The organism is Cryobacterium sp. TMT2-10 (assembly GCF_004403075.1).
In the GTDB taxonomy this organism is placed as follows: domain Bacteria; phylum Actinomycetota; class Actinomycetes; order Actinomycetales; family Microbacteriaceae; genus Cryobacterium; species Cryobacterium shii.
The window spans coordinates 48,744-68,847 of the sequence record NZ_SOGW01000125.1 but is presented as its reverse complement, the minus strand read 5'-3'; the positions used below and the strand labels follow the sequence as shown (position 1 = coordinate 68,847).

Annotated in this window: 17 protein-coding genes; 5 read left to right on the top strand and 12 right to left on the bottom strand. The window is 69.5% G+C overall.

What is annotated here, in order from left to right; translation table 11 throughout:
- Nucleotides 1-346 precede the first annotated feature (346 nt).
- From E3T37_RS15600 to E3T37_RS15590, 3 genes are read left to right on the top strand one after another with little or no spacing between them, the layout of a single operon-like run.
- Nucleotides 347-1,645, top strand: a complete 1,299-nt coding sequence (locus E3T37_RS15600) for a glycosyltransferase family 87 protein (RefSeq protein ID WP_160141118.1) — start codon at nucleotides 347-349, stop codon at nucleotides 1,643-1,645.
- A 2-nt stretch (nucleotides 1,646-1,647) separates the two neighbouring features.
- Nucleotides 1,648-2,004 carry a thiamine-binding protein gene (locus E3T37_RS15595; protein ID WP_134368185.1) on the top strand — a complete coding sequence of 119 codons (357 nt, stop codon included), beginning with the start codon at nucleotides 1,648-1,650 and terminating at the stop codon, nucleotides 2,002-2,004.
- Between the two features lie 54 nt (nucleotides 2,005-2,058).
- Nucleotides 2,059-3,336: an MFS transporter gene (locus E3T37_RS15590; protein WP_134368184.1), complete on the top strand. Its 1,278-nt coding sequence runs from the start codon at nucleotides 2,059-2,061 to the stop codon at nucleotides 3,334-3,336.
- Between the two features lie 400 nt (nucleotides 3,337-3,736).
- Here E3T37_RS15590 and E3T37_RS15580 read toward each other — a convergent pair whose 3' ends face one another.
- The 8 genes from E3T37_RS15580 to E3T37_RS15545 form a co-directional block, all read right to left on the bottom strand.
- Nucleotides 3,737-4,402: a response regulator transcription factor gene (locus tag E3T37_RS15580; RefSeq protein ID WP_134368193.1), complete on the bottom strand. Its 666-nt coding sequence runs from the start codon at nucleotides 4,400-4,402 to the stop codon at nucleotides 3,737-3,739.
- A 56-nt stretch (nucleotides 4,403-4,458) separates the two neighbouring features.
- Nucleotides 4,459-5,742, bottom strand: coding sequence for a hypothetical protein (locus E3T37_RS15575; RefSeq protein WP_134368183.1), 1,284 nt, complete (start codon nucleotides 5,740-5,742; stop codon nucleotides 4,459-4,461).
- On the bottom strand, nucleotides 5,739-6,908 hold the full coding sequence (locus tag E3T37_RS15570; RefSeq protein WP_134368182.1) for a sensor histidine kinase: 1,170 nt from the start codon (nucleotides 6,906-6,908) through the stop codon (nucleotides 5,739-5,741). The genes E3T37_RS15575 and E3T37_RS15570 overlap by 4 nt, the downstream gene beginning before the upstream one ends.
- The gene (locus E3T37_RS15565; protein ID WP_174776169.1) at nucleotides 6,854-7,624 is read right to left on the bottom strand and encodes a hypothetical protein; all 771 of its coding nucleotides are present in this window, start codon (nucleotides 7,622-7,624) and stop codon (nucleotides 6,854-6,856) included. The genes E3T37_RS15570 and E3T37_RS15565 overlap by 55 nt, the downstream gene beginning before the upstream one ends.
- Before the next feature lie 21 nt (nucleotides 7,625-7,645).
- A complete protein-coding gene (locus tag E3T37_RS15560) occupies nucleotides 7,646-9,151 on the bottom strand; it encodes a DUF4389 domain-containing protein (RefSeq protein ID WP_134368181.1) in 1,506 nt (501 codons plus the stop codon).
- A 53-nt stretch (nucleotides 9,152-9,204) separates the two neighbouring features.
- Nucleotides 9,205-10,431: a homoserine O-acetyltransferase gene (locus tag E3T37_RS15555; RefSeq protein WP_134368180.1), complete on the bottom strand. Its 1,227-nt coding sequence runs from the start codon at nucleotides 10,429-10,431 to the stop codon at nucleotides 9,205-9,207.
- Between the two features lie 236 nt (nucleotides 10,432-10,667).
- Complete coding sequence (locus tag E3T37_RS15550) at nucleotides 10,668-11,999, bottom strand: bifunctional o-acetylhomoserine/o-acetylserine sulfhydrylase (RefSeq protein WP_134368179.1); 1,332 nt, start codon at nucleotides 11,997-11,999, stop codon at nucleotides 10,668-10,670.
- A 117-nt stretch (nucleotides 12,000-12,116) separates the two neighbouring features.
- Nucleotides 12,117-13,265 (bottom strand): acyltransferase family protein, encoded by a 1,149-nt coding sequence (locus tag E3T37_RS15545; RefSeq protein ID WP_241975857.1) that lies wholly within the window; start codon nucleotides 13,263-13,265, stop codon nucleotides 12,117-12,119.
- Between the two features lie 50 nt (nucleotides 13,266-13,315).
- Between E3T37_RS15545 and E3T37_RS15540 the strand changes: the two genes are divergently transcribed.
- The gene (locus tag E3T37_RS15540; RefSeq protein ID WP_134368177.1) at nucleotides 13,316-14,095 is read left to right on the top strand and encodes an SDR family oxidoreductase; all 780 of its coding nucleotides are present in this window, start codon (nucleotides 13,316-13,318) and stop codon (nucleotides 14,093-14,095) included.
- An 18-nt stretch (nucleotides 14,096-14,113) separates the two neighbouring features.
- On the opposite strand, the gene E3T37_RS15535 is transcribed toward E3T37_RS15540, so the two are convergent.
- From E3T37_RS15535 to E3T37_RS15520, 4 genes are all read right to left on the bottom strand, one after another.
- Complete coding sequence (locus E3T37_RS15535) at nucleotides 14,114-15,169, bottom strand: 2,3-butanediol dehydrogenase (RefSeq protein WP_134368192.1); 1,056 nt, start codon at nucleotides 15,167-15,169, stop codon at nucleotides 14,114-14,116.
- Nucleotides 15,170-15,306: 137 nt separating this feature from the next.
- Nucleotides 15,307-16,950, bottom strand: coding sequence for a cation acetate symporter (locus E3T37_RS15530; RefSeq protein WP_134368176.1), 1,644 nt, complete (start codon nucleotides 16,948-16,950; stop codon nucleotides 15,307-15,309).
- A complete protein-coding gene (locus tag E3T37_RS15525; RefSeq protein ID WP_134368175.1) occupies nucleotides 16,947-17,303 on the bottom strand; it encodes a DUF485 domain-containing protein in 357 nt (118 codons plus the stop codon). Before E3T37_RS15525 ends, E3T37_RS15530 begins: the two co-directional genes overlap by 4 nt.
- A 79-nt stretch (nucleotides 17,304-17,382) precedes the next feature.
- The gene (locus E3T37_RS15520; RefSeq protein ID WP_134368174.1) at nucleotides 17,383-19,317 is read right to left on the bottom strand and encodes an AMP-binding protein; all 1,935 of its coding nucleotides are present in this window, start codon (nucleotides 19,315-19,317) and stop codon (nucleotides 17,383-17,385) included.
- Nucleotides 19,318-19,405: 88 nt separating this feature from the next.
- Between E3T37_RS15520 and E3T37_RS15515 the strand changes: the two genes are divergently transcribed.
- Entirely contained in the window at nucleotides 19,406-20,104 is a 699-nt protein-coding gene (locus E3T37_RS15515; RefSeq protein WP_241975856.1) for a GntR family transcriptional regulator, read from the top strand.

The window sequence follows — 20,104 nt, the reverse complement described above, 5'->3', positions numbered from 1 at the left end:
CGCACTAAGTTTCTTTCCTTGACAGTCAGAAACCTAGACAGGAAGCGGCGTGCGGCCGTTAAGGCGCTCCGAAAGACCCACAGATGCAGCAGGAGAGCCCAAAAGTCCGATTAAAACGCCGATACAGCCAAAAATAAACGCGACTGTAGTACTAGTCCGCCCGCCTAGTCTCCCCCCGAGTCCACCCCCCGCCCCCCCCGCCCGCGGTTCCCTGACGAATTCGACGGAGATTTTGCCCGAATCGGCCACAAACAGCCCGCAATCGCCGTTTTACGGGAAGATCTCCGTCGAATTGGTTCGGCGCCGGACACCGCGCTCCGGCCTCGGCGGTGTGGGACAGTGGAGGGTGCCCGAATCCACCCCAGGACCGACCGCTGCCGCCGCGACGGATGCCACGGCGCACCCCCGCGGCTGGGTGCGGCCGGCGCTGCTGTGGGCCGGTTTCGCGGCCGTGCACGCCGCGCTGGCCTGGCTCTGCTTCGCGTCGACCGGCTGGCCGCTCGGCGATGTGGAGCGGTCCTACCTCGGCTGGGCGACCGACGCGGTCACCGGCGGCGGCGTCGTCGGGATCAGCGCCCCGTTCGTCTACCCGATCCTCGCGATCCTGCCGATGCTCGCCGCCCTCGCCTTTGGCCCCGGGCTGTACTCCCTCACCTGGCTCGGCCTCGTCACACTGCTCGACGCGGTGGCCTTCGCCGTGCTGCTCGGCCCCGGCCGCGACCCCCGGGCCCGGCTCGCGGCCGCTTGGTGGCTGGGCTTCCTGCTGCTCCTCGGCCCCATTGCCGTGGGGCGGATCGACGCGATCACGGTGCCGCTGGCCATCCTCGCCGTGCTCGTGCTGCGGTCCCGCCCGGTCTGGGGCACGATGCTGCTGACGCTCGCCGCCTGGATCAAGATCTGGCCGGCCGCCGTGATCGCGGCGCTGTTCCTGGTCTCCAGGAAGCGGTGGCCGGTGGCGGCCGCCGCGGCGGGGACCAGTCTGGGCATCGTCGTGATCGCCCTGTTCCTCGGCAGCGGCCTGAACGTGTTCAGTTTCGTCAGCGAGCAGACGAACCGGGGAATCCAGATCGAGTCGCCCGTCGCCGGGCTCTGGATGTGGCAGGCCGCGCTCAAGATCCCGGGCAACTACATCTACTACGACCAGCAGATCCTGACCTACCAGGTGATCGGCACCGGCACCCAGGTCGCGATCGCCGTGATGACCCCGCTGCTGCTGGCCTGCATCGCGGCGGTGCTGCTGCTGGGCTGGCAGGCCAACGAGGCCGGGGCGTCCTGGCCCCGGCTCTTCCCGCCGCTCGTGCTGGCGCTGGTGCTGACGCTGATCCTGGTCAACAAGGTCGGCTCGCCGCAGTTCACGGCCTGGCTCGCCGCACCCGTGATCCTGGGGCTCGTGCTGCGCGGGCGCGCCTGGCGGCTGCCGGCAGTGCTGGCCCTCGCGGTCGCGGCCCTGACCCAACTCGTCTACCCTCACCTGTATGACTGGCTGATCGTGGCCGATCCGCTCCTGGTCCTGGTGCTCAGCCTGCGCAACCTGCTCGAGGTGATCCTGCTCGGCTGGGCCGTGCGGGAGGTCCACGCGTCCGGGGCTCGGTCCGAGCATCCGGAGCACGATCTCGTCCCTCCCACCCCGAATCTGAAGGAGTAACCATGCTGGTTGCATTTTCCGTCGCCCCGTCCGGCTCCAGCGACTCCGGCTCCAGCGACGGCGACGGGGAGGGGTCCGTGCACGACGCGGTCGCCGCGGCCGTGCGCATCGTGCGCGACTCCGGCCTGCCGAACCACACCGACTCCATGTTCACCACGATCGAGGGCGACTGGGACGAGGTGTTCGCGGTGATCAAGGCGGCCACCGAGGCCGTCGCCGCGTGGGGGCCGCGGGTGTCCCTGGTGCTCAAGGCGGACATCCGTGGCGGGCGCACCGGGGAGCTGACCGGCAAGGTCGAGCGCCTCGAGAGGGCCCTGGCGGCCGCCACCCCGCCGCCGGCCGCGACCTCCGCCCCGTAGCGCCGAGCCGTCGAGGGAGCCCGTCGGGGGTGGCACGCCCCTTAGGCTGGAGGGATGCGCGCACCCACCAACGGGCCGGTGACCTTGTCCCCGACCCGCATCCGTTTCGCCCTGCTCGCCCTCGCCCTCGGCGGGTTCGGCATCGGCTCGACGGAATTCGTGGCCATGGGCCTGCTGCCGAACCTGGCCAGGGACCTGCTTCCGGCGCTCTACGGCGCGTCACCGGATGCCGCGAACGCGCAGGCAGGCTGGCTCATCTCCGCCTACGCCCTCGGCGTGGTCGTCGGGGCCCCGACGATCGCCGCCGCGGCCGCGCGGTGGCCGCGCAAGCAGCTGCTCCTGGGACTGCTGGCCGCCTTCACCCTGAGCACGGTCGCGTCGGCGCTGTTGCCGACCTTCGGACTGGTGCTGGCGGCGCGGTTCGTCGCCGCGCTCCCGCACGGCGCCTACTTCGGGATCGCTTCGCTCGTCGCCGCGGACCTGATGGGCCCCGGCAAGCGCGCCCGCGGGGTCGCCCTCGTGCTCAGCGGGCTGACCATCGCGAACATCATCGGCGTTCCCAGCATCACCTGGCTCGGCCAGACCGCCGGCTGGCGGGCGGCCTACCTGGTCGTGGCGGCTATCTTCGCCGCCACCTTCGTGGCGGTGGCCCTGCTCGTGCCCCTGCAGGCCGGCAATCCCCACGCGACCATGCGGAGCGAGCTGCGGGCATTCGGCCGGCTGCAGGTCTGGTTCGCCCTGTCGATCGGAGCGATCGGTTTCGGCGGGCTCTTCGCCGTGTACACCTATGTGGCCCCGCTGGTGATGGAGGTCACCGGGCTCGGCGCCGGGGCGGTGCCGCTCGTGCTCGTCGTGATCGGCGTGGGCATGACGATCGGCAACCTCGTCGGCGGTGTCTTGGCCGACCGGAGCGTGCGCCGCACGATGTACGCGTTCTTCGTGCTGATGCTGCTGGCCCTGGCCGGACTCGCGCTGTCGGCCCAGCACCTGCCCGGTCTGCTGCTCGGAGTGTTCTTCGTGGGAGCCGCGGCGTCCGGTCTCTCGCCGGCGATCCAGACCCGGCTGATGGACGTCTCCCACGACAGCCAGTCGATCGCCGCGGCGCTCAACCACTCGGCGCTGAACGTCGGCAACGCCCTGGGCGCGTTCCTCGGCGGCCTCGCCGTCGCAGCCGGGTTCGGCTACGTCGCCCCGGTCTGGATCGGGTTGGGCCTGAGCGTGATCGGGCTGCTGCTCACCGTGGCCTCGTTCCTGCTGGACCGCACGCGGCGCCGCAACGGCGTGCTGCTGCCGTACGGGACCGAGGCGATCGCCGTGGTCCCGGCCCCCTGACCCCCGGCCCCCTGACCCCCGGCCCGCAGACACCCGGCCCCCTGACCCCCGGCCCGCAGACACCCGGCCCCCTGACCCCCGGCCCGCAGACACCCGGCCCCCTGACCCCCGGCCCCCTGACCCCCGGCCCCCTGACCCCCGGCCCGCAGACACCCGCAGCCCCGCAAACCCGCAAACCCGCAAACCCGCAGCCCCGCAGCCCGCAGGTGCAGCCCGCAGCCCCTCGACGGAGCCCGCTTATCGCCCCCGCCCCGAGCGAATTCGACGGAGATTTTGCCCCAAACGGTGCCAAACAGGCCGAAAGAGCGTTCTTAGAGCAGAATCTCCGTCGAATTGGTTCAACGGCCGACGGATGCTCGGCCCACGCCTGCCGGGCCGGGCATCGGCGGCAGGGCGGGTGTTAGTCGCCCTGGAGCAGGATGCCGTCGTGGATTGCCTGCTTGCGCAGCGCCACCTTGGTACCCACGTCGAAGCCCGCGAGGCGGTACTTCTCGCGGATGCGCTTGAGGTAGGACTTGGCGGTCTCCTCGGAGATGCCGAGCTGGTGCGCGACGGCCTTGACCGGCTCGCCCGCGCCGTAGAGCGCCATCACCCGGCGCTCCTGAGCGCTGAGCCGGGGTGAGCCGTTGGCTCCGTTGCTCAGCGCTTCGTCCAGTTCGGCCGAGATGAAGGATTCGCCGTCGTACGCGGCCCGGATCGCCTCGACGATCATGGTCGCCTCCTCGCTCTTCACAAGGTAGCCGAGGGCGCCGGCGGCGAGGGCTTCGCGCACGAGTCCGGCCTCGGAGTAGGTGCTCATCAGAACGGTCTTGACGCCGGCCGTCTTGAGCGTCGAGATCTTCAGCGACACCGGGATGTTGTCTTTGAGGTCCAGATCGAGGAGCACGACGTCGACCGGGAACTCCGGGTGGGTCAGCAGTTCGGGCCAGGTGGTGACCGCGGCGACCATGCTGATGTCGTCCGCTGCGCCCCGGATCCATTCCGTGAGTGCGCCCAGCAGCATCCGGTGGTCGTCGACGAGGGCCAGCCGGATCGGGTTTTCCTTGCTCGGTACCGCACTGGTCATGGTGCTCGTGTTCGTCACTTCTGCCTCCTCATGCTGCTACCCCCGATTCACAGACACTAAGCATCCGCGGGATTGTCGACACTGCACTCGATCTCCACGCACAGACTTCCGTCTCGGCTGGAATCGACGTGAGGGCCTACCACACGGATAGCTTGCCACGTCTCCGGGTCTACCCGACGCCGTGGCACACCCTCGGTGGTCAATTCGATCGGAAATCGTAACTTCTGACCCGCGGTGAGGCCGTGAGCGGGCCGGATCGGTCCGAGGGAAAGCGACACGGATGCCTCAGACCGGTGCGTATCGCTGATCAGCAGCCAGATCGTGCGGAGCAGGGCGTCGCGCTGTGCCGGGTCGAGCATCCCGGCCAGGCCGGCCGGGTCGTTCAGGCTCACCGACGGGCCGAGGAACTCGGATTCGGTGATCGCGTGGTGCAGCCAGGTCTCCCGGCGGCCGCGGATCAGGTGGAGCCGGAGCTGTGTGGCCAGGGAAGCCGCGGTGGTCGATTTCGCCGGGCTGAGCGGCAGCGCCGTGCGCCCCTTCGCGACATCGTCCAGCAGTGTTTCCGCGTCGAGGTCGATCCGGGCCAGGGCCTCGGAGGCGAGCATGCCCAGGGCGAACTGCGGCTGGGACACGGTGCTCTGCACCAGTACCAGGTCGAGTTCGCGCTGGGCCATGCGGCGGAACGAGCGCACCACCGCGACGCCCAGCAGCGGCGGCAGGACCGCCAGGGCGATCGTCAGGAACTCCGGGGCGACGGTGAACGGGTCGATCTGGGTCTCGGCGAACGCCCCGGTCAGGAGCAGCAGGCCGAGCACGATCGCGGCCGTGACGACGTCCCGGCCACGCCGGACCGTGACCAGGGAGATGAGCAGGGTGCCGACGGCGGCGGCCGCCGTGGGGTACACGTTCGGTCCGGTCGCCGCCCCGACCAGGTCGAGGGTCACCACGACGGCGCCGCTGCCGAGCGCGGTGGCGAAGAGCCAGTCCGGCATCCGCGCCGACAATCGCTGCACCGTGACGAGGACCAGCCCCGTCGTCGCCATCAGCAGGGACCAGGCGACCAGGCTGGGAGTCGGGGTCTCGTAGGCGAACCACTGGAAGGCGAACCGCCAGAACAGGAACAGGGCGATGAAGCCGCCGCTGAGCGACAACCCGATGCCCAGGTGGCGGCCGCCGAGGCCGCTCTGGTTCGCGCGGGTGGTTTTGACCGTGCGCTCGGGGCGTCGGAAACTGCGGCCCCGGTCCTGGCGTTCCTGGTCCGCGAGCTTGTCGGCGCCCTTCAACCGCGCGGCCGCACGGATGTCCCGGCGCAGCGCATCCACCATGCCCGGTCTGCTCACTTGGGAACCTCCAGCACGACCGTGGTGCCCGAACCCGGAGAGGAGAACAGCCGGGCGTTGCCGCCCACATCTCGCAACCGGGCCACGACGGATTCGGCGAACCCGAGCCGCTCGGAGCTGACCCCGCGGATGTCGAAGCCGACCCCGGCATCGGTGACCATGGCGCGAACGGTGGAGTCGTCATCCGTGATCGTCACGTCGGCCCGGGCGACGCCCGCGTGCCGGCGCACGTTCTCGAGGCACTCGCCCAGGGCGAGGAGGAAGGAATCGAGGACGTCGCTGGGCAGGAGGACCTGACCGCTGCCGTGCCAGTCGACGTCGAGCCCCATCCGGCCGAACCGTTGCTTGACGGATTCGAGGGTGCTGCCGAGGGTGGACTCGGTGGCCGGTTCGAGCGTGTAGACCCCGGACCGGCGGGGAGTGGGCAGGCCGCCGAGGCGCAACTGGCGGAGGAGTCGGGCGTCGTCTGCGGCCTGCAGGCGGAGGGCGGCCGGGCTGACGCCGACGCCGGAATGGGCGAGGAGGGTGAGGGTGGCGAGCACGGTGTCATGCAGCAGCCGGGCATCCTGTCGGCGCTGCGCTTCGAGCTCGCTGGCGTGCCGTTCCGCCAGGTGGGCGCGGCCGATGGCGGCGATGCGCTCCATCACGCGGGGAACGCTCTGGGCGACCCACCAGCCGACCAGGGCGACCGAGAACCAGCCGCTGGTGGTCAGGGCGAGCGGCACGAGCGACCCTTTCGTGCCGCCGGTGGCCGCGAGGACGCCGGCGAGGGTGACGCCGAACGCGGCCAGGAGCCCCACCAGGCGTGCCGAGCTGACGACGAGGACCAGGGCGACGGAGCTCATCGCGCACGCCGCCACACAGCCGATCACGGTCTCCTCGACCAGGTTCAGCCCGCTCGGGTGCGTCCCGGTCAGGCCGACCGCCAGGATGATTCCGACGCCCGCCAGCACGATCAGCACCACCCAGCGCATCCGGCCGCTCCGGCCCAGCAGGTACAGGCAGTAGACCATCACCAGCAGGAGCGGCAGGCACCAGAACAGGGCCGTCAGGCTCAGCCCGCCGGGCACCAGCATCACCAGGAGAGCCGCGGTTGCCCCGGCGAGGCCGGTCAGGCGCGCGGCTCTGCGCAGCAGGCGGTCGCGCTCCTTGAAGATTCGTTGCATGGCGGCTGGCTTACCCCTCGTTGCACTCTATACAGCACACTAGCGGGCCGATCCGGCGCGCGGGGCCCCACGGTCGCCGGCCGCCGGGCGCCGAGGAGACGGCCCAGGGCCAGACCGGTGACCAGGGCCATGCTCCCGGCCATCAGGATGCCTGCGAAGACCCCGATCAGCAGCGTGAGAACCGGTGGCTGTCCCGGCTGCCACAGCGGAGGAGCGACGAGGAAGAACACCGCCAGGCCCACGCACCAGGCCGCCGCGCTGGCCGCGATCCAGCGTGCGCTGTGCGGCAGATGGCGGCGCAACTCCAGCCACTGGGCGAGCCCGATCGAGCACAGCAGGAGGCTGCCCGTTGCGGCCGCCGCCACGATGATCAGCGGCACCGGCCACGCCGTCCAGACGTCGGCGGAGGCGGAGGCCTGCAGCCCGAGAAACCACGAGAAGGCCGCGGCTGCAGCCGTGCCGCCGATCCAGTTGCTCCTCGACACGGCGGGGATGCGGCTTCGGAGCACCCGCGTCTGCGACCAGCCGAGGACCGCGCCCTCCACCGCCCCGGCGGCGACCATGCTCGGCAGGGCGGCGGCGGGCAGCGACGCCGTGGCGAGCTGGGCCAGGGCTGGGGCGAGGAAGCCCACGCTCTCACCCAGGCTCACCCACACCAGCCAGGAGTGGAGGAAATGCGGGCTCTCCCGGCCGGACCGGGGCTCCGGGTCTGACACGGCTCTCTCAGCGATCGTTGGTCAGGGGGCGGTCGAGGCCGGTGGCGGCATCGTCTGCGTCGCCGGCGGGCTCGCCAGGGGCATGGCGTTCCGGGACGGAGGCTCGGCGGGACCCTGGTCCAGGCGGAACGGCGGGTAGTCGTCCCGGAAGAGCGCCGTGTAGGCGAACACCCGGAAGATCCACCGGTCGATGCCGAGGATCAGGTCGAACAGGCCACGCCGGTACCGGTCGGTGAAAAGCAGGATCACCGCGGCGATCAGCACGAGCACCCCGATCAGGGACGGAGTGCCGGTCGTGACCCCTGGGCCCCAGTCGCCGGACTGCCAGCTCGTGGCGCTGCCGGTGAACGCCGCGACGACCAGCAGGTGCGGGATGGCCAGGAGCCACGACTTGACCAGCACGAGCCCGTGCGAGAGGTGTTCCGGGTAATCGATCTCAAGGTCGGCCGGGTAGTCGGCCGCCGGTTCCAGGCTGAACGGCGGGTAACGGTCCGTGCCGAGCGCGGAGTAGGAGTAGAAAGCCACCCGCCAGCTCCAGCGGAGCACCCCCACGTTGTAGCGGAACAGGCTGACCGGGTACCGTCCCGTGAACAGGATGGCCACCCCCGCGACCACGGTGGTCACGAAGAACCCGAACCAGAAGAACCACAGCACGACGACGTGGGGGATGACCAGGATCCACTTGACCAGCCACAGCCAGCGGGACAGGCCCTCATCGAGGGTGCCGGTCAGCCTGGCCGGGTACGGTCTCGTGTCACTCGTGTCACTCGTGTCACTCGTGTCACTCGTGGCGGGGCCTGCGGCGATCCCCGCTCCGGGAGGTCCGGCGCCGGCCGCCGGGACGCCTCCGGCCGGGGGCGGGCCGTTCCGGCCCAGACCGATGGCCCCGAACACGGTCAGGACCAGTCCGAGCACCAGGAGGGACACTCCGAGGAGCAGCAGGCCGACGGCCAGCGGGCCGAGGTAGCGAATGAAACCGAGGTGGGCGCCGGCCTGCACGGCCACGTCGACGCCGGGGCTCGCGTCGGCGTTCATCACCACGATCGCCCAGTTTCCGGGGTCGAGCCGCCAGGTGATCTGCTGCGGCCCGGATCCCTCGGCGGATTCCGTCCAGAAGCTCTGGTCTCCCGGGGCGCCCGGCACCGCGTTGCCGGGGATGTCCCGGTAGCCGACGCGGAAGGGACTGCCGGTCACGGTCCTGACCTCGGTGTGGTTCACGCCGGCCAGGTACCGGTCGACGTCCGCCTGCGGGGCGATGCCGACGAAGACGTCGTTCCCGTTCGAGGTGGAGGCCCGCAGCCGCAGGGTGACGAGATCCGACGGGACGCCCTCGCCCTCGACCGCCATCCGGGGCGACGTCAGCGCGTACGCCTCGGTGGAGAGCGGCGCGGCGGGGGTGGTGAAGTAGCCGCTGTCGTCTCGGGTGCTGCCGGCCGCAGCCCCCACCGTGCCGGCGACGGCGAGGGAGAACCCGAGCAGGGAGAGGATGGTGCCGAACACCAGCATGACGACGAATCCGGGTTTCATGGCGCGTCCTCTCGGTCGAGTGGAATTCACGCTCGCCCCGAAGCCGCCTTCTGTCAACCCCGGTGCGGGGGAACCGGCTCCGTCAGGACTCGGGACAGTTGGGCGCCGACCGCCTCGTTCTCGATCAGGAACCCGTCGTGGCCGTAATCGGACCGGATGACCACGGCATCCGTGCCGTCGATGTTCCCCGGCAGGTGCGCCGCGATGAGGCGCTGGCCCTCGACCGGGAACAGCCGGTCGCTGTCGATGCCGACGACGACTGTTCGTGCGGTGATCAGCGACAGAGCGGATGCGACGCCGCCGCGGCCGCGGCCGACGTCGTGCGAGTTCATGGCCTCGACCAGGACGAGGTAGCTGTTCGCGTCGAAGCGACGGGTGAACTTGTTGCCGTGGAAGTCCAGGTAGGACTCGACGGCGAAGCGGCCGCCGGCGCCGATCGGGCTGATTTCGCTCTGCCAGCCCCGCTCGAAGCGCAGATTGAGCTCCTCCGGGCTGCGGTAGTTCAGCAGGGCCATCCGTCGGGCCAGTGCGAGGCCGCGGGTCGGGCCGTCGCCGTCGGCGGCGTCGTAGTAGTCCCCGAACCGGAAGCAGGGGTCGCAGCGAACCGCTTCCATCTGTACGGAGTTCAGGCCGATCTGGTCGGCGGTCGTCACGGGGGGCGCGGCGAGGATCGCCAGCCGGGCCACTCGCGAGGGTGCCCCGATCGCCCACTCGAGCGCGTGCATCCCTCCCATGGAGCCGCCGATGACCGCGGCCCAGCGGTCGATCCCCAGCCGGTCGGAGAAGGCGACCTGGGCGGCGACCTGGTCACGGATGGTCAAATGCGGGAAGCGGGCGCCCCACTCCGAGCCGTCGGGCGAGAGGGACGCCGGGCCGGTGCTGCCCTGGCAGCCGCCGAGCATGTTCGGGGCCACCACGAACCAGCGGTCCGTGTCGATCGCCAGGCCGGGCCCGACGATGCCGCCCCACCATCCGCTCGTCGCGTGGCCGTCGCCGGAGGGCCCGGACAGGTGGCTGTCGCCGGTGAGGGCGTGCAGCACGAGCACCGCATTGTCGCCGGCGGGGGACAGCTCCCCCCAGGATTCGTACGCGATGCGCACGGCATCGAGGCTGCCGCCGGACTCGAAGTGGAGCGGCCCGACGTCGAGGAACCGGCGGTTGCCGACGGGGTCGCCGTCGCGCCAGGCGCCCGTTGCCGGGGGTTTGCCGAGGAGCGACCGAGCCTGGGCTTCCGTGACGAAGCTCGAGGGGACCGTGTCTGCAGCGAATTGCCAATCCATAGGCCCCCTATTCTGCCGGTTGAACGGCACCTCCGGGTGATTGTTACCGCGCAGGCCTGTCGCGCCTGCTCGGCGGATGCCGGCGTCACCACTCCTGCCCGGCGCGCCCGCGCGCCCGGCCGGCACCGGTCCCGGTCCCGCCCGAACGAATTCGACGGAGATTCTGCGCAATCAGACCGAATATGGCCTGAAACACCCGCGTGGGGGCAGAATCTCCGTCGAATTGGTGAAGAGGGTCAGGCGTTGGCGCGGGACGCCTGCACCACCGCGCGGGCGGCCGCGAGGCCGAGCTCGAGGTCGGCCTTCAGGTCGGCGATGTTCTCGATGCCGACCGACAGGCGCACCAGGCCCGGCGTCACGCCGGCCGTGAGCTGCTGCTCGGGGGTGAGCTGGGCGTGGGTGGTGGACGCCGGGTGGATGACGAGCGAGCGCACGTCGCCGATGTTGGCCAGGTGGCTGAACAGCGAGAGGTTGTCGACCAACGCGCGGCCCGCGTCGACGCCGCCCTTGAGCTCGAAGGACAGCACCGCGCCGACGCCCTTCGGGGCGTAGGTGTTCGCGGCGGCATACCAGGGGCTCGACGGGAGCCCGGCGTAGTTCACCGAGGCGATGTCCGGGTGGTTCTCGAGCCACTCGGCGATGTCCTGGGCGTTCTGCACGTGGCGTTCGATCCGCAGGCTGAGCGTCTCGATGCCCTGGATCAGCTGCCAGGCGCTCGCCGGGGCGATCGCGGAGCCCAGGTCGCGCAGCAACTGCACGCGCGCCTTGATGATGTACGCGATGCCGTCGCCGACGGCACCGGTGTAGCTGACGCCGTGGTACGACGGGTCGGGCTCGGTCAGGCCGGGGAACTTCTCGACGTTCTTTGACCATTCGAACGTGCCGCCGTCGACGATGATGCCGCCGATGACCGTGCCGTGGCCGCCGAGGAACTTGGTCGCGGAGTGGATGACGATGTCGGCGCCGTGCTCGAACGGGCGGATCAGGTACGGGGTGGCGATCGTGCTGTCGACGATGAGGGGCACGCCGTTGGCGTGGGCCACGTCGGCCACCAGCCGGATGTCGAGCACGTTGATCTTCGGGTTGCCGATGGTCTCGGCGAAGAACAGCTTGGTGTTCGGGCGCACAGCGCGGCGCCATTCCTCGGCGTCGTCCTGGTTCTCGACGAAGGTGGTCTCGATGCCCAGCTTCTTCAGCGTGTACTTGAACAGGTTGTAGGTTCCGCCGTAGATCGAGCTCGACGACACGATGTGGTCGCCGGCCTGGGCGATGTTCAGCACGGCGAACGTCGAAGCAGCCTGGCCGGACGAGAGGAGGAGGGCGGCGGTGCCACCCTCGAGGGCGGCGACGCGCTCTTCGACCACGGCCTGGGTCGGGTTCATGATGCGGGTGTAGATGTTGCCGAACTCGGCCAGCGCGAACAGGTTCTGCGCGTGCTGGGCGTTGTTGAAGACGTAGGAGGTGGTCTGGTAGATCGGGGTGGCCCGCGCGTTCGTGGTCGGGTCGGGCTGAGCACCGGAGTGCACCTGCTTCGTTTCGAACTTCCAGGCTGCAGTGTTGTCGCTCATGAGGTGGTCTCCCTGATAATCCTCGACGAGCGTGGACCGTCCATCGCTCTGGCAGCGAGTTTAGGCAGGCGGCCGGCGACGTGGCAACGAGGTCTGCAACACGGCGTCACACGCCGTTCAGCGGGCCGCCGCCGGCGGGGCATCGCCCGGCGCGGAATCCGGCGCCGCCGGCGACTCGAGCATCGTGCCCGACGGCCCCAGGTGCGGCAGCACGATCGTTCCGGTGTCGGTCGACGCGTGCTTGCGGAACATCCAGCGCGCACGCGGCTCCACCAGCGGCCGGAACACCTTCTTCACGACCGGGTGCGACAGCACGATGGAGATCAGCACGCTCAGCAGGATCACCCCCGGCAGGACCCAGGCCGGCTGCGGCCCCTCGAGCACGCCGGACTCGCGCAGCGGGAACAGCAGGAAACTGTGCAGCAGGTAGATGTACATGGTGGCCGCCCCGAACGTGCTGAACCAGGTGGTGCGCCGCGGCACGAGCAGCAGGAAAGCGACGATCAGGGCGAACGCGAGCAGCATCAGGCCCAGACGGATGCCGCCGGCCCAGATTTCGTCGAAGCCGAAGACCGGATACGCCTCGTTGTAGAGCAGGAACCGGCGCACCTTCAGGGTGCGCAGCAGCTCGATGTTCATCACGATCACCCCGAACAGCGCCGTGAACAGGGTGAGGGCCCCGATCCGCCACCGCCACACCGCCCCGGCGGCCAGGCCCAGCCAGATCGGGGTGAGCTGCCACTGGCGCAGTTTCCAGCCGAACACGAAGAAGGGCAGCAGGCCCAGGGTGCGGGAGATCGAGAAGCCGGCGTCGATGGATTCCAGGTAGCCGGAGCCGATCGAGATCAGGATGCTGATCAGGAGCGGGTAGCGCAGCAGAACCAGGAACGGCAGCATCAGGCGCCAGATCAGCAGCGCGATCAGGAACCACAGGGTCCAGGACGCGGTCGAGAAATCGGGCACGAAGGCGCCGCCGAGCAGCCAGCGGATGACCGTCCAGATGCTCTCGAAGATGATGTACGGAAACACGATGTCCGTGAGCAGCCGGTGCAGCTGGCGGGTGCCCGGGGGGCTGGATCTGGCGAAGTACCCGCTGACGGCGACGAAGAGCGGAACGTGGAACGCGTAGATGAAGAGGTAGACCTCGTAGGCGACGTTCGACTCGCCGATGAGCTTCAGGATGGCGTGGCCGATCACCATCAGCGTGATGGCGATCCAGCGCCCGTTGTCCCAGAGCGGCACCCGTCGCTTCCGGACCTGGGTCATTCCTGCTACCTGTGAACTCATCGTCCTTCTTCCCCCGCCAGAATAGAGCCATGGCTACCAAGAGAGTTGTTGTGACCGGTGCGAGTTCCGGAATCGGGGCGGCGACCGTTCGCCGGTTCCGCGAGCAGGGCTGGGCCGTGGTCGGGGTCGCACGGCGCGCCGACCGCCTCGCCGAGCTGAAAGCCGAGACCGGTGCCGACGTCTTCACGGCCGATCTCACCCGCCAGGCCGACGTCGACGCCCTGCGGGACTACCTGGCCGAGTCGGGGCCGGTGCACGCGCTCGTCAACAACGCGGGCGGCGCGATGGGCCTGGACAGCGTCGAGGACTCGCGGACCGAGGACTGGGCCTGGATGTTCGAGATCAACGTGCTCGCGGTCAAACGGGTGACAAGCGCGCTGCTGCCCCTGCTGCGGGACGGGATCCGGATGGATGGCGGTTGCGCCGACATCGTCACGGTCACGTCGATTGCCGGTCATGTTGCCTACCTCGGTGGTGGGGGCTACAACGCGGCGAAGTTCGCCGCGCACGCCCTGATGGAGGTGCTGCGCCTGGAACTGAACGGGGAGCCCATCCGGGTGATCGAGGTTGCCCCCGGCATGGTGCAGACCGAGGAATTCGGCCTGGTGCGTTTCCGCGGCGACGCCGAGAAGGCCGCAGCGGCTTACGCGAACGTGCCCAATCCGCTCACCGCGGAGGACATCGCGGAGACGATCGTGTCGAGCGTCGAGCGCCCCGCCCACGTCAATCTGGACCTGATCGTGATCAAGCCGGTCGCCCAGGCGGCCCCCACGCGAATCGCGAGAGGGCCGCTGACGCCGAAAGACTGACGCGGGCATGGCTTCGACCTACGGGTGAACCAGGATCTTCACCGCGGTGTCGTTGTGGTTGACCAGGGTGTCGAAGCCCTCGGTGACCAGGTTCTCCAAGGCGATCCGGCCCGTGATGAACGGCCTCAGGTCGATCGTGCCGGACTGCACCAGCTTGACGGTCTCCTCGTGGTCGCGTACGTAGGCGATCGTGCCGCGCAGGTCGATCTCCTTGAGCACAATCTTCTGCATGTCCACGGTGGCCGGGTGCCCCCAGATGGAGACGTTGACGAGCACGCCGGCGGGACGCAGGGCATCGAGCATGGCGTCGAGCACGGCGTTGACGCCCGCGCACTCGAACGCGACATCCGTGCCGACGCCACCGGTGATCTCGAGGACGCGGGCCTTGAGGTCATCGACGGTCGGGTCGATCACATAGTCGGCGACGCCGCTGGAGATCGCCTTCTCCTTGCGGGCCGCACTGAGCTCGGAGATGATCGTGGTCACGCCGATGCCCTTGAGGATCGAGGCCGTGAGCAGCCCGATGGGTCCGGCGCCGCCGACGATGGCGACGTCTCCGGACTTCGCGCCGCTGCGGACGACGGCGTGGTGCGCGACGGAGAGCGGCTCGATCAGGGCGGCCTCGTCGAGGGGGATATCCCCGATCGGGTGCACCCAGCGCTGGTCGACGACGACCTTCTCGCTCAGGCCGCCGCCGCCCCCGGCGAGGCCGATGAAGCCCATCTTCTCGCACAGGTGGTAGTTGCCGGCCTTGCAGGGCGGGCACTCGTCGCAGACGAAGTAGGGTTCCACGACCACGTTGTCCCCGACGTTCAGGCCCTCGACGCCGTCGCCGACCTCTTCGATGGTTCCGGAGAACTCATGGCCGAGCGTGACGGGCAGGGATTCGTGTGAGAGCGGATGCGGGTGGCCCGGCGCGGAGATGAAGATCGGGCCCTCGAGGTACTCGTGCAGGTCGGTGCCGCAGATGCCGCACCAGGCGACAGCGATCTTCACCGTTCCACTGCGGGTTTCCGGTTCCTCGATGTTCTCGATCCGGATGTCTTTCTGGCCGTAGAAGCGCGCAGCTTTCAAGGGAATGATCTCCATTTTTGTCGTGGGCTCGACACAGGCGAATGGCCTGGCCCTCTAGCCCGCGGACGACACTACTCCCCCCCGGCTGAGGGGCGGCCGAGGGGGAGTAGTGGTGGTGCGATGGTGTTGGTTGTTCCCTAGTGCTCGACGGCTTCCTCGGCGCCGAACCCGGTCAGGGACCGGACCGACATCTCGGCGGCCAGCAGCGGGTCTTCCCTGGTCGTCGAGGTGACCGACCCGAGCCAGCCGAGGAAGAACCCGAGCGGGATGGAGACGATGCCCGGGTTGCTCAGCGGGAACCAGGCGAAGTTGACGTCGGCGCCGAACATGGACGTTTCGGTGCCCGAGAAGACCGGCGAGAACACGATCAGCACCATGGTGGCGGCGAGGCCGCCGTACATGCTCCAGACCGCACCACGGGTGGTGAAACCGCGCCAGAACAGCGAGTACAGGATGGTCGGCAGGTTAGCGCTCGCCGCGACGGCGAACGCCAGGGCCACCAGGAAGGCGATGTTCTGCCCCTGCACGCCGATTCCGCCGGCGATGGAGAGGATGCCGATCACCACGACGGTGCGGCGGGCCACCTTGACCTCGCTGTCGGGGTCGCCCTTGCCCTTCTTGATCACGCTCATGTAGATGTCGTGCGCGAAGGAGGTCGCCGCGGTGATCGTGATGCCGGCGACGACCGCGAGGATCGTCGCGAAGGCGATCGCCGAGATGAAGCCGAGCAGCAGCGGTCCGCCGAGTGCGAGCGAGAGCAGCGGTGCGGCCGAGTTCACGCCGCCGGGAGCGGCCAGGATGGTGTCGGCTCCGACGAGCGCGACGGCACCGAAGCCGAGCACCAGCGTGAACAGGTAGAACGCGCCGATCAGCCAGATGGCCCAGACGACCGAGCGACGGGCTTCCTTGGCCGAGGGAACCGTGTAGAAGCGCATCAGCACGTGCGGCAGGCCGGCGGTGCCGAGCACGAGGGCGACGGCGAGCGAGACGAAGTCCAGCGGGTTGGTGCCGTACTTCAGTCCGGGCACCAGGATGGCGTCGGCGGGGGTGCTCCCGGACGCGGCGACGGCCGTCTCGAGCAGCGCGGAGAAGTTGAAGCCGTTCAGGGCGAGCACCCAGACGGTCATCGCGAAGGCCCCGATGATCAGCAGGAACGCCTTGATGATCTGCACCCAGGTGGTGCCCGTCATGCCGCCGATGAGCACGTACATGATCATCAGGCCACCGACGACAGTGACCACGATCGACTGGCCGACCTTGTCGTTGATGCCGAGGAGCAGCGACACGAGGCCGCCGGCGCCGGCCATCTGGGCGAGGAGGTAGAAGAAGCAGACCGCGAGGGTGGTGGTGGCCGCGGCCACGCGCACGGGGCCCTGCTTCAGCCGGAAGGAGAGCACATCGGCCATGGTGTACTTGCCGGTGTTGCGCATCAGCTCGGCGACGAGCAGCAGGGCGACGAGCCAGGCGACGAGGAAGCCGATCGAGTACAGGAAGCCGTCATAGCCGCTGACGGCGATCGCCCCGACGATGCCGAGGAACGAGGCCGCGGAGAGGTAGTCGCCGGCGATGGCGAAACCGTTCTGCGGCCCGGTGAACGAGCGGCCACCGGTGTAGTAGTCGGCCGCGGTCTTGTTATTGCGGCCGGCCCGGATCACCACGATCAGGGTCACCGCCACGAACGCGAGGAAGATCGAGATGTTCAGCACCGGGTTGTTCTCAACCGGTTTGACTGCCTGGGCCAGCTGGCCCGGCAGGGACTGCAGAATGCCGGGTGCGATCATTTCTTGTCCATCCCCTCAAGCTCGGCACGCAGCTCGGCCCCGAGGGGGTCGAGACGACGGTTCGAGTACGACACGTACCACATGGTGATTCCGAAGGTGGTGACGAACTGGCCGAGGCCGAGCACCAGCCCGAGGTTGAACCGCCCGAAGACGGGGATCGCCATCACGCCGGGCAGGTAGGCCGCGACGAGGACGAAGACGAAGTACCAGATGAAGAAGAACGCGGCGAGCGGCAGGACGAACCTGCGGCGCTGCCTCTTCAGCTCCAGAAAACGCGGCGTCTTCTCATAGGCCACGTAGTCGATGGTGGATGCTGCTCCGTCCGGACGTGCATCTTTCAGTGATTCCGTCATGCGGGCTCCTTTGCTCCGGGTGAGGGGATGTGATTGCTGTGAGTGGTGCGGTGGTGAACTGTGGGTGATTTGTGGGGGCTCAACCGTCGTGGTCGGTGCCGTGGACGGCCAGTTTCAGCGCGTCCAGAACCGTCGGATCTTCGATCGTGGGCGGAACCGTGTACGGCTCCCCGTCCACGATCTGACGGATGGTCTTGCGCAGGATCTTGCCGGACCTGGTCTTGGGCAGCCGTTCCACGATGGTCACGTCGCGGAACGCGGCCACCGGCCCGACATGATCCCTGACCAGCCCGATCAGTTCCCGGACGAGGGTGTCATGGTCGATGGACGCGCCGGCCTTGAGGGTGACGAAACCGGCCGCGCGCTGCCCCTTGAGCGGGTCGTGCACACCCAGGACCGCGCACTCCGCGACGGCGGGGTGCAGGGTCAGCACCTCCTCCAGCGAGCCGGTGGACAGGCGGTGCCCGGCCACGTTGATCACGTCGTCGGTGCGGCCCATCACGTAGAGGTAGCCGTCCTGATCGAAGTGGCCGGAGTCCCCGGTCGCGTAGAAACCCGGGAAGGCCGACAGGTAGGAGCTGGCGAAGCGGTCCTCGCTTCCCCAGACCCCGAGCAGTGTGCCGGGCGGCAACGGCAGACGGATGGCGATGTTGCCTTCCTTGCCGGGACGCGTGACGGGCTTGCCCCTGGAGTCGAGGATGACGACGTCGTAGCCGGGCACCGGGAAGGTGGCCGAGCCCGGTTTGGTGGGGATATCGGCGATGCCGCGCGGGTTGGCGCAGATGGCCCAGCCGGTCTCGGTCTGCCACCAGTGGTCGACGACCGGGCAGTGCAGCCCGTCGTTGGCCCAGTGGTAGGTTTCGGGGTCGAGGCGCTCGCCGGCCAGGAACAGCCCGTGCAGGCTGGACACGTCGTGCTTCGCCAGCTCCAGCAGGTCAGGGTCCACCCGGCGGATTGCGCGGATGGCCGTGGGCGCCGTGAACAGCACCGAGACCGCGTAGTTCTCCACGACCCGCCAGAACGCGCCGGCATCCGGCGTGCCCACCGGTTTGCCCTCGAAGATGACCGTGGTGGCGCCGACCAGGAGCGGGGCATAGACGATGTAGGAGTGGCCGACCACCCAGCCGACGTCGGAGGCGGCCCAGAACACGTCGCCCGGCTTCACGTTGTAGATGTTCGCCATCGACCAGGCCAGCGCCACGGCGTGGCCGCCGTTGTCGCGGATGATCCCCTTGGGGTTGCCCGTGGTGCCGGAGGTGTACAGGACGTAGAGCGGGTCCTCGGAGCGCAGGCTGACCGCCGCCACGGGGGTGGCCTCGGTTTCCTCGTGCGCCCAGTCCAGCCAGGCCACGTCGCTCCTGCCGGAGTAGTCGGCCGCGCAGCCGGGGATCATCTCCCGGTCGCGCACGATCACGGTTCGCACGGAGCCCTTGCTGCGGGCGAGCGCCCGCTCGACCAGCGGCAGGTATTCGACCGCGCGACCCGGTTCCAGGCCGCCCGAGGCGGTCACGATCACGGTGGGGCGCGCGTCGTCGATCCGCACGGCGAGCTCGCTGGCGGCGAAGCCGCCGAAGACGACGGAGTGGATGGCGCCGATGCGGGCGCAGGCCAGCATGGCCACGATCGCCTCCGGGATCATGGGCAGGTAGATGATGACCCGGTCGCCCTGGTCCACGCCGTTGGCGCGCAGCACGCCGGCGAAACGCTCGACCCGGCCGAGCAGCTCCCGGTAGCTGAGGCGCACCCGGGTGCCGGACATCGCCGAGTCGTAGATGACGGCGGTCTGGTCGCCGCGGCCGGCGAGGACGTGGCGGTCGAGGGCGTTGTAGCTGGTGTTCAGCTCTCCGTCGGGAAACCAGCGCCAGGTTCCGGGGGAGCGCTCCTCGAGGGCGACGCGCGGCGGGGCCGTCCAGTCGATGGCCTGCGCGGCCTCCAGCCAGAAGTCCGAGCGCGTGTCCGCGTCGATGCTGCGCTGCCACAGGTCGTGATAGCCGACCGCTGGTTCCCCTGACATCCTGAACCTCCCCGTTGAAGTTCCTATGTATACATAGAATCGGTGAAGTCTTGCACAGTGTGGGCGCAAAGGGAATAACATGTCAGTTGTGTATACAGAAACCCCAACGGCGGGGGTTGCGCCGCCGGTCCGCGCGAGTGAACGCGCCTACCGTCAGCTGCGCGGGGAGATCCTCGACGGACTGCTGGCGCCCGGTGCCGGACTCCTCGAGGTCGAGCAGTCGGCCCGGATCGGGGTGTCACGAACCCCCCTGCGCGCGGCGATCGCCCGCCTGATCTCCGACGGTCTGGTGGCCGGGCGCCCCGGCCGCGGCTTCATGGTGACCGAGATGTCGGTGGACAGCATCCGCGAGCTCTACGAGGTGCGGCGGGCGCTGGAGGAACATGCCGCGCGCATCGCCGCCGAGCGCCGGGACCCGGCCGTCTTCGAGGCGCTGCGGGCGCAGTTCGTGCAGGCCCCCGGCCTGCTCGAGCGGGGGCCGGCGGGCCTGAGCCGCTACTACGAGCTGATCACCGAGTTCGACGACGCGCTCGATGCGGCCGTGATGAACCCGTTCCTGGTCGGGGCGCTCGCCGGGGTGCGCACCCACCTCGCCCGCATCCGTCGGCTGGGCCGGGACAATCCCGGCCGGCTGCGGGCCGCAGCGGCCGAGCACCTGCTCATCATCGAGGCCATCCTGGCCGGCGACTCGTCGCTGGCCGCCCATGCCACCCACGTTCACCTCCACCAAAGCCTCACGAACGTCCTCGCGGCGATCCAGGGGCACGCGGCCGATCCGGCCGGCTAA

Coding starts and splice junctions, on each gene's coding strand:
- E3T37_RS15545 (WP_241975857.1), bottom strand. CDS start 13,265: ATGACCCAGGTCCGGAAGCGACGGGTGCCGCTCTGGGACAACGGGCGC.
- E3T37_RS15520 (WP_134368174.1), bottom strand. CDS start 19,317: ATGTCAGGGGAACCAGCGGTCGGCTATCACGACCTGTGGCAGCGCAGC.
- E3T37_RS15580 (WP_134368193.1), bottom strand. CDS start 4,402: ATGACCAGTGCGGTACCGAGCAAGGAAAACCCGATCCGGCTGGCCCTC.
- E3T37_RS15550 (WP_134368179.1), bottom strand. CDS start 11,999: ATGAGCGACAACACTGCAGCCTGGAAGTTCGAAACGAAGCAGGTGCAC.
- E3T37_RS15570 (WP_134368182.1), bottom strand. CDS start 6,908: ATGCAACGAATCTTCAAGGAGCGCGACCGCCTGCTGCGCAGAGCCGCG.
- E3T37_RS15540 (WP_134368177.1), top strand. CDS start 13,316: ATGGCTACCAAGAGAGTTGTTGTGACCGGTGCGAGTTCCGGAATCGGG.
- E3T37_RS15530 (WP_134368176.1), bottom strand. CDS start 16,950: ATGATCGCACCCGGCATTCTGCAGTCCCTGCCGGGCCAGCTGGCCCAG.
- E3T37_RS15525 (WP_134368175.1), bottom strand. CDS start 17,303: ATGACGGAATCACTGAAAGATGCACGTCCGGACGGAGCAGCATCCACC.
- E3T37_RS15560 (WP_134368181.1), bottom strand. CDS start 9,151: ATGAAACCCGGATTCGTCGTCATGCTGGTGTTCGGCACCATCCTCTCC.
- E3T37_RS15595 (WP_134368185.1), top strand. CDS start 1,648: ATGCTGGTTGCATTTTCCGTCGCCCCGTCCGGCTCCAGCGACTCCGGC.
- E3T37_RS15590 (WP_134368184.1), top strand. CDS start 2,059: ATGCGCGCACCCACCAACGGGCCGGTGACCTTGTCCCCGACCCGCATC.
- E3T37_RS15555 (WP_134368180.1), bottom strand. CDS start 10,431: ATGGATTGGCAATTCGCTGCAGACACGGTCCCCTCGAGCTTCGTCACG.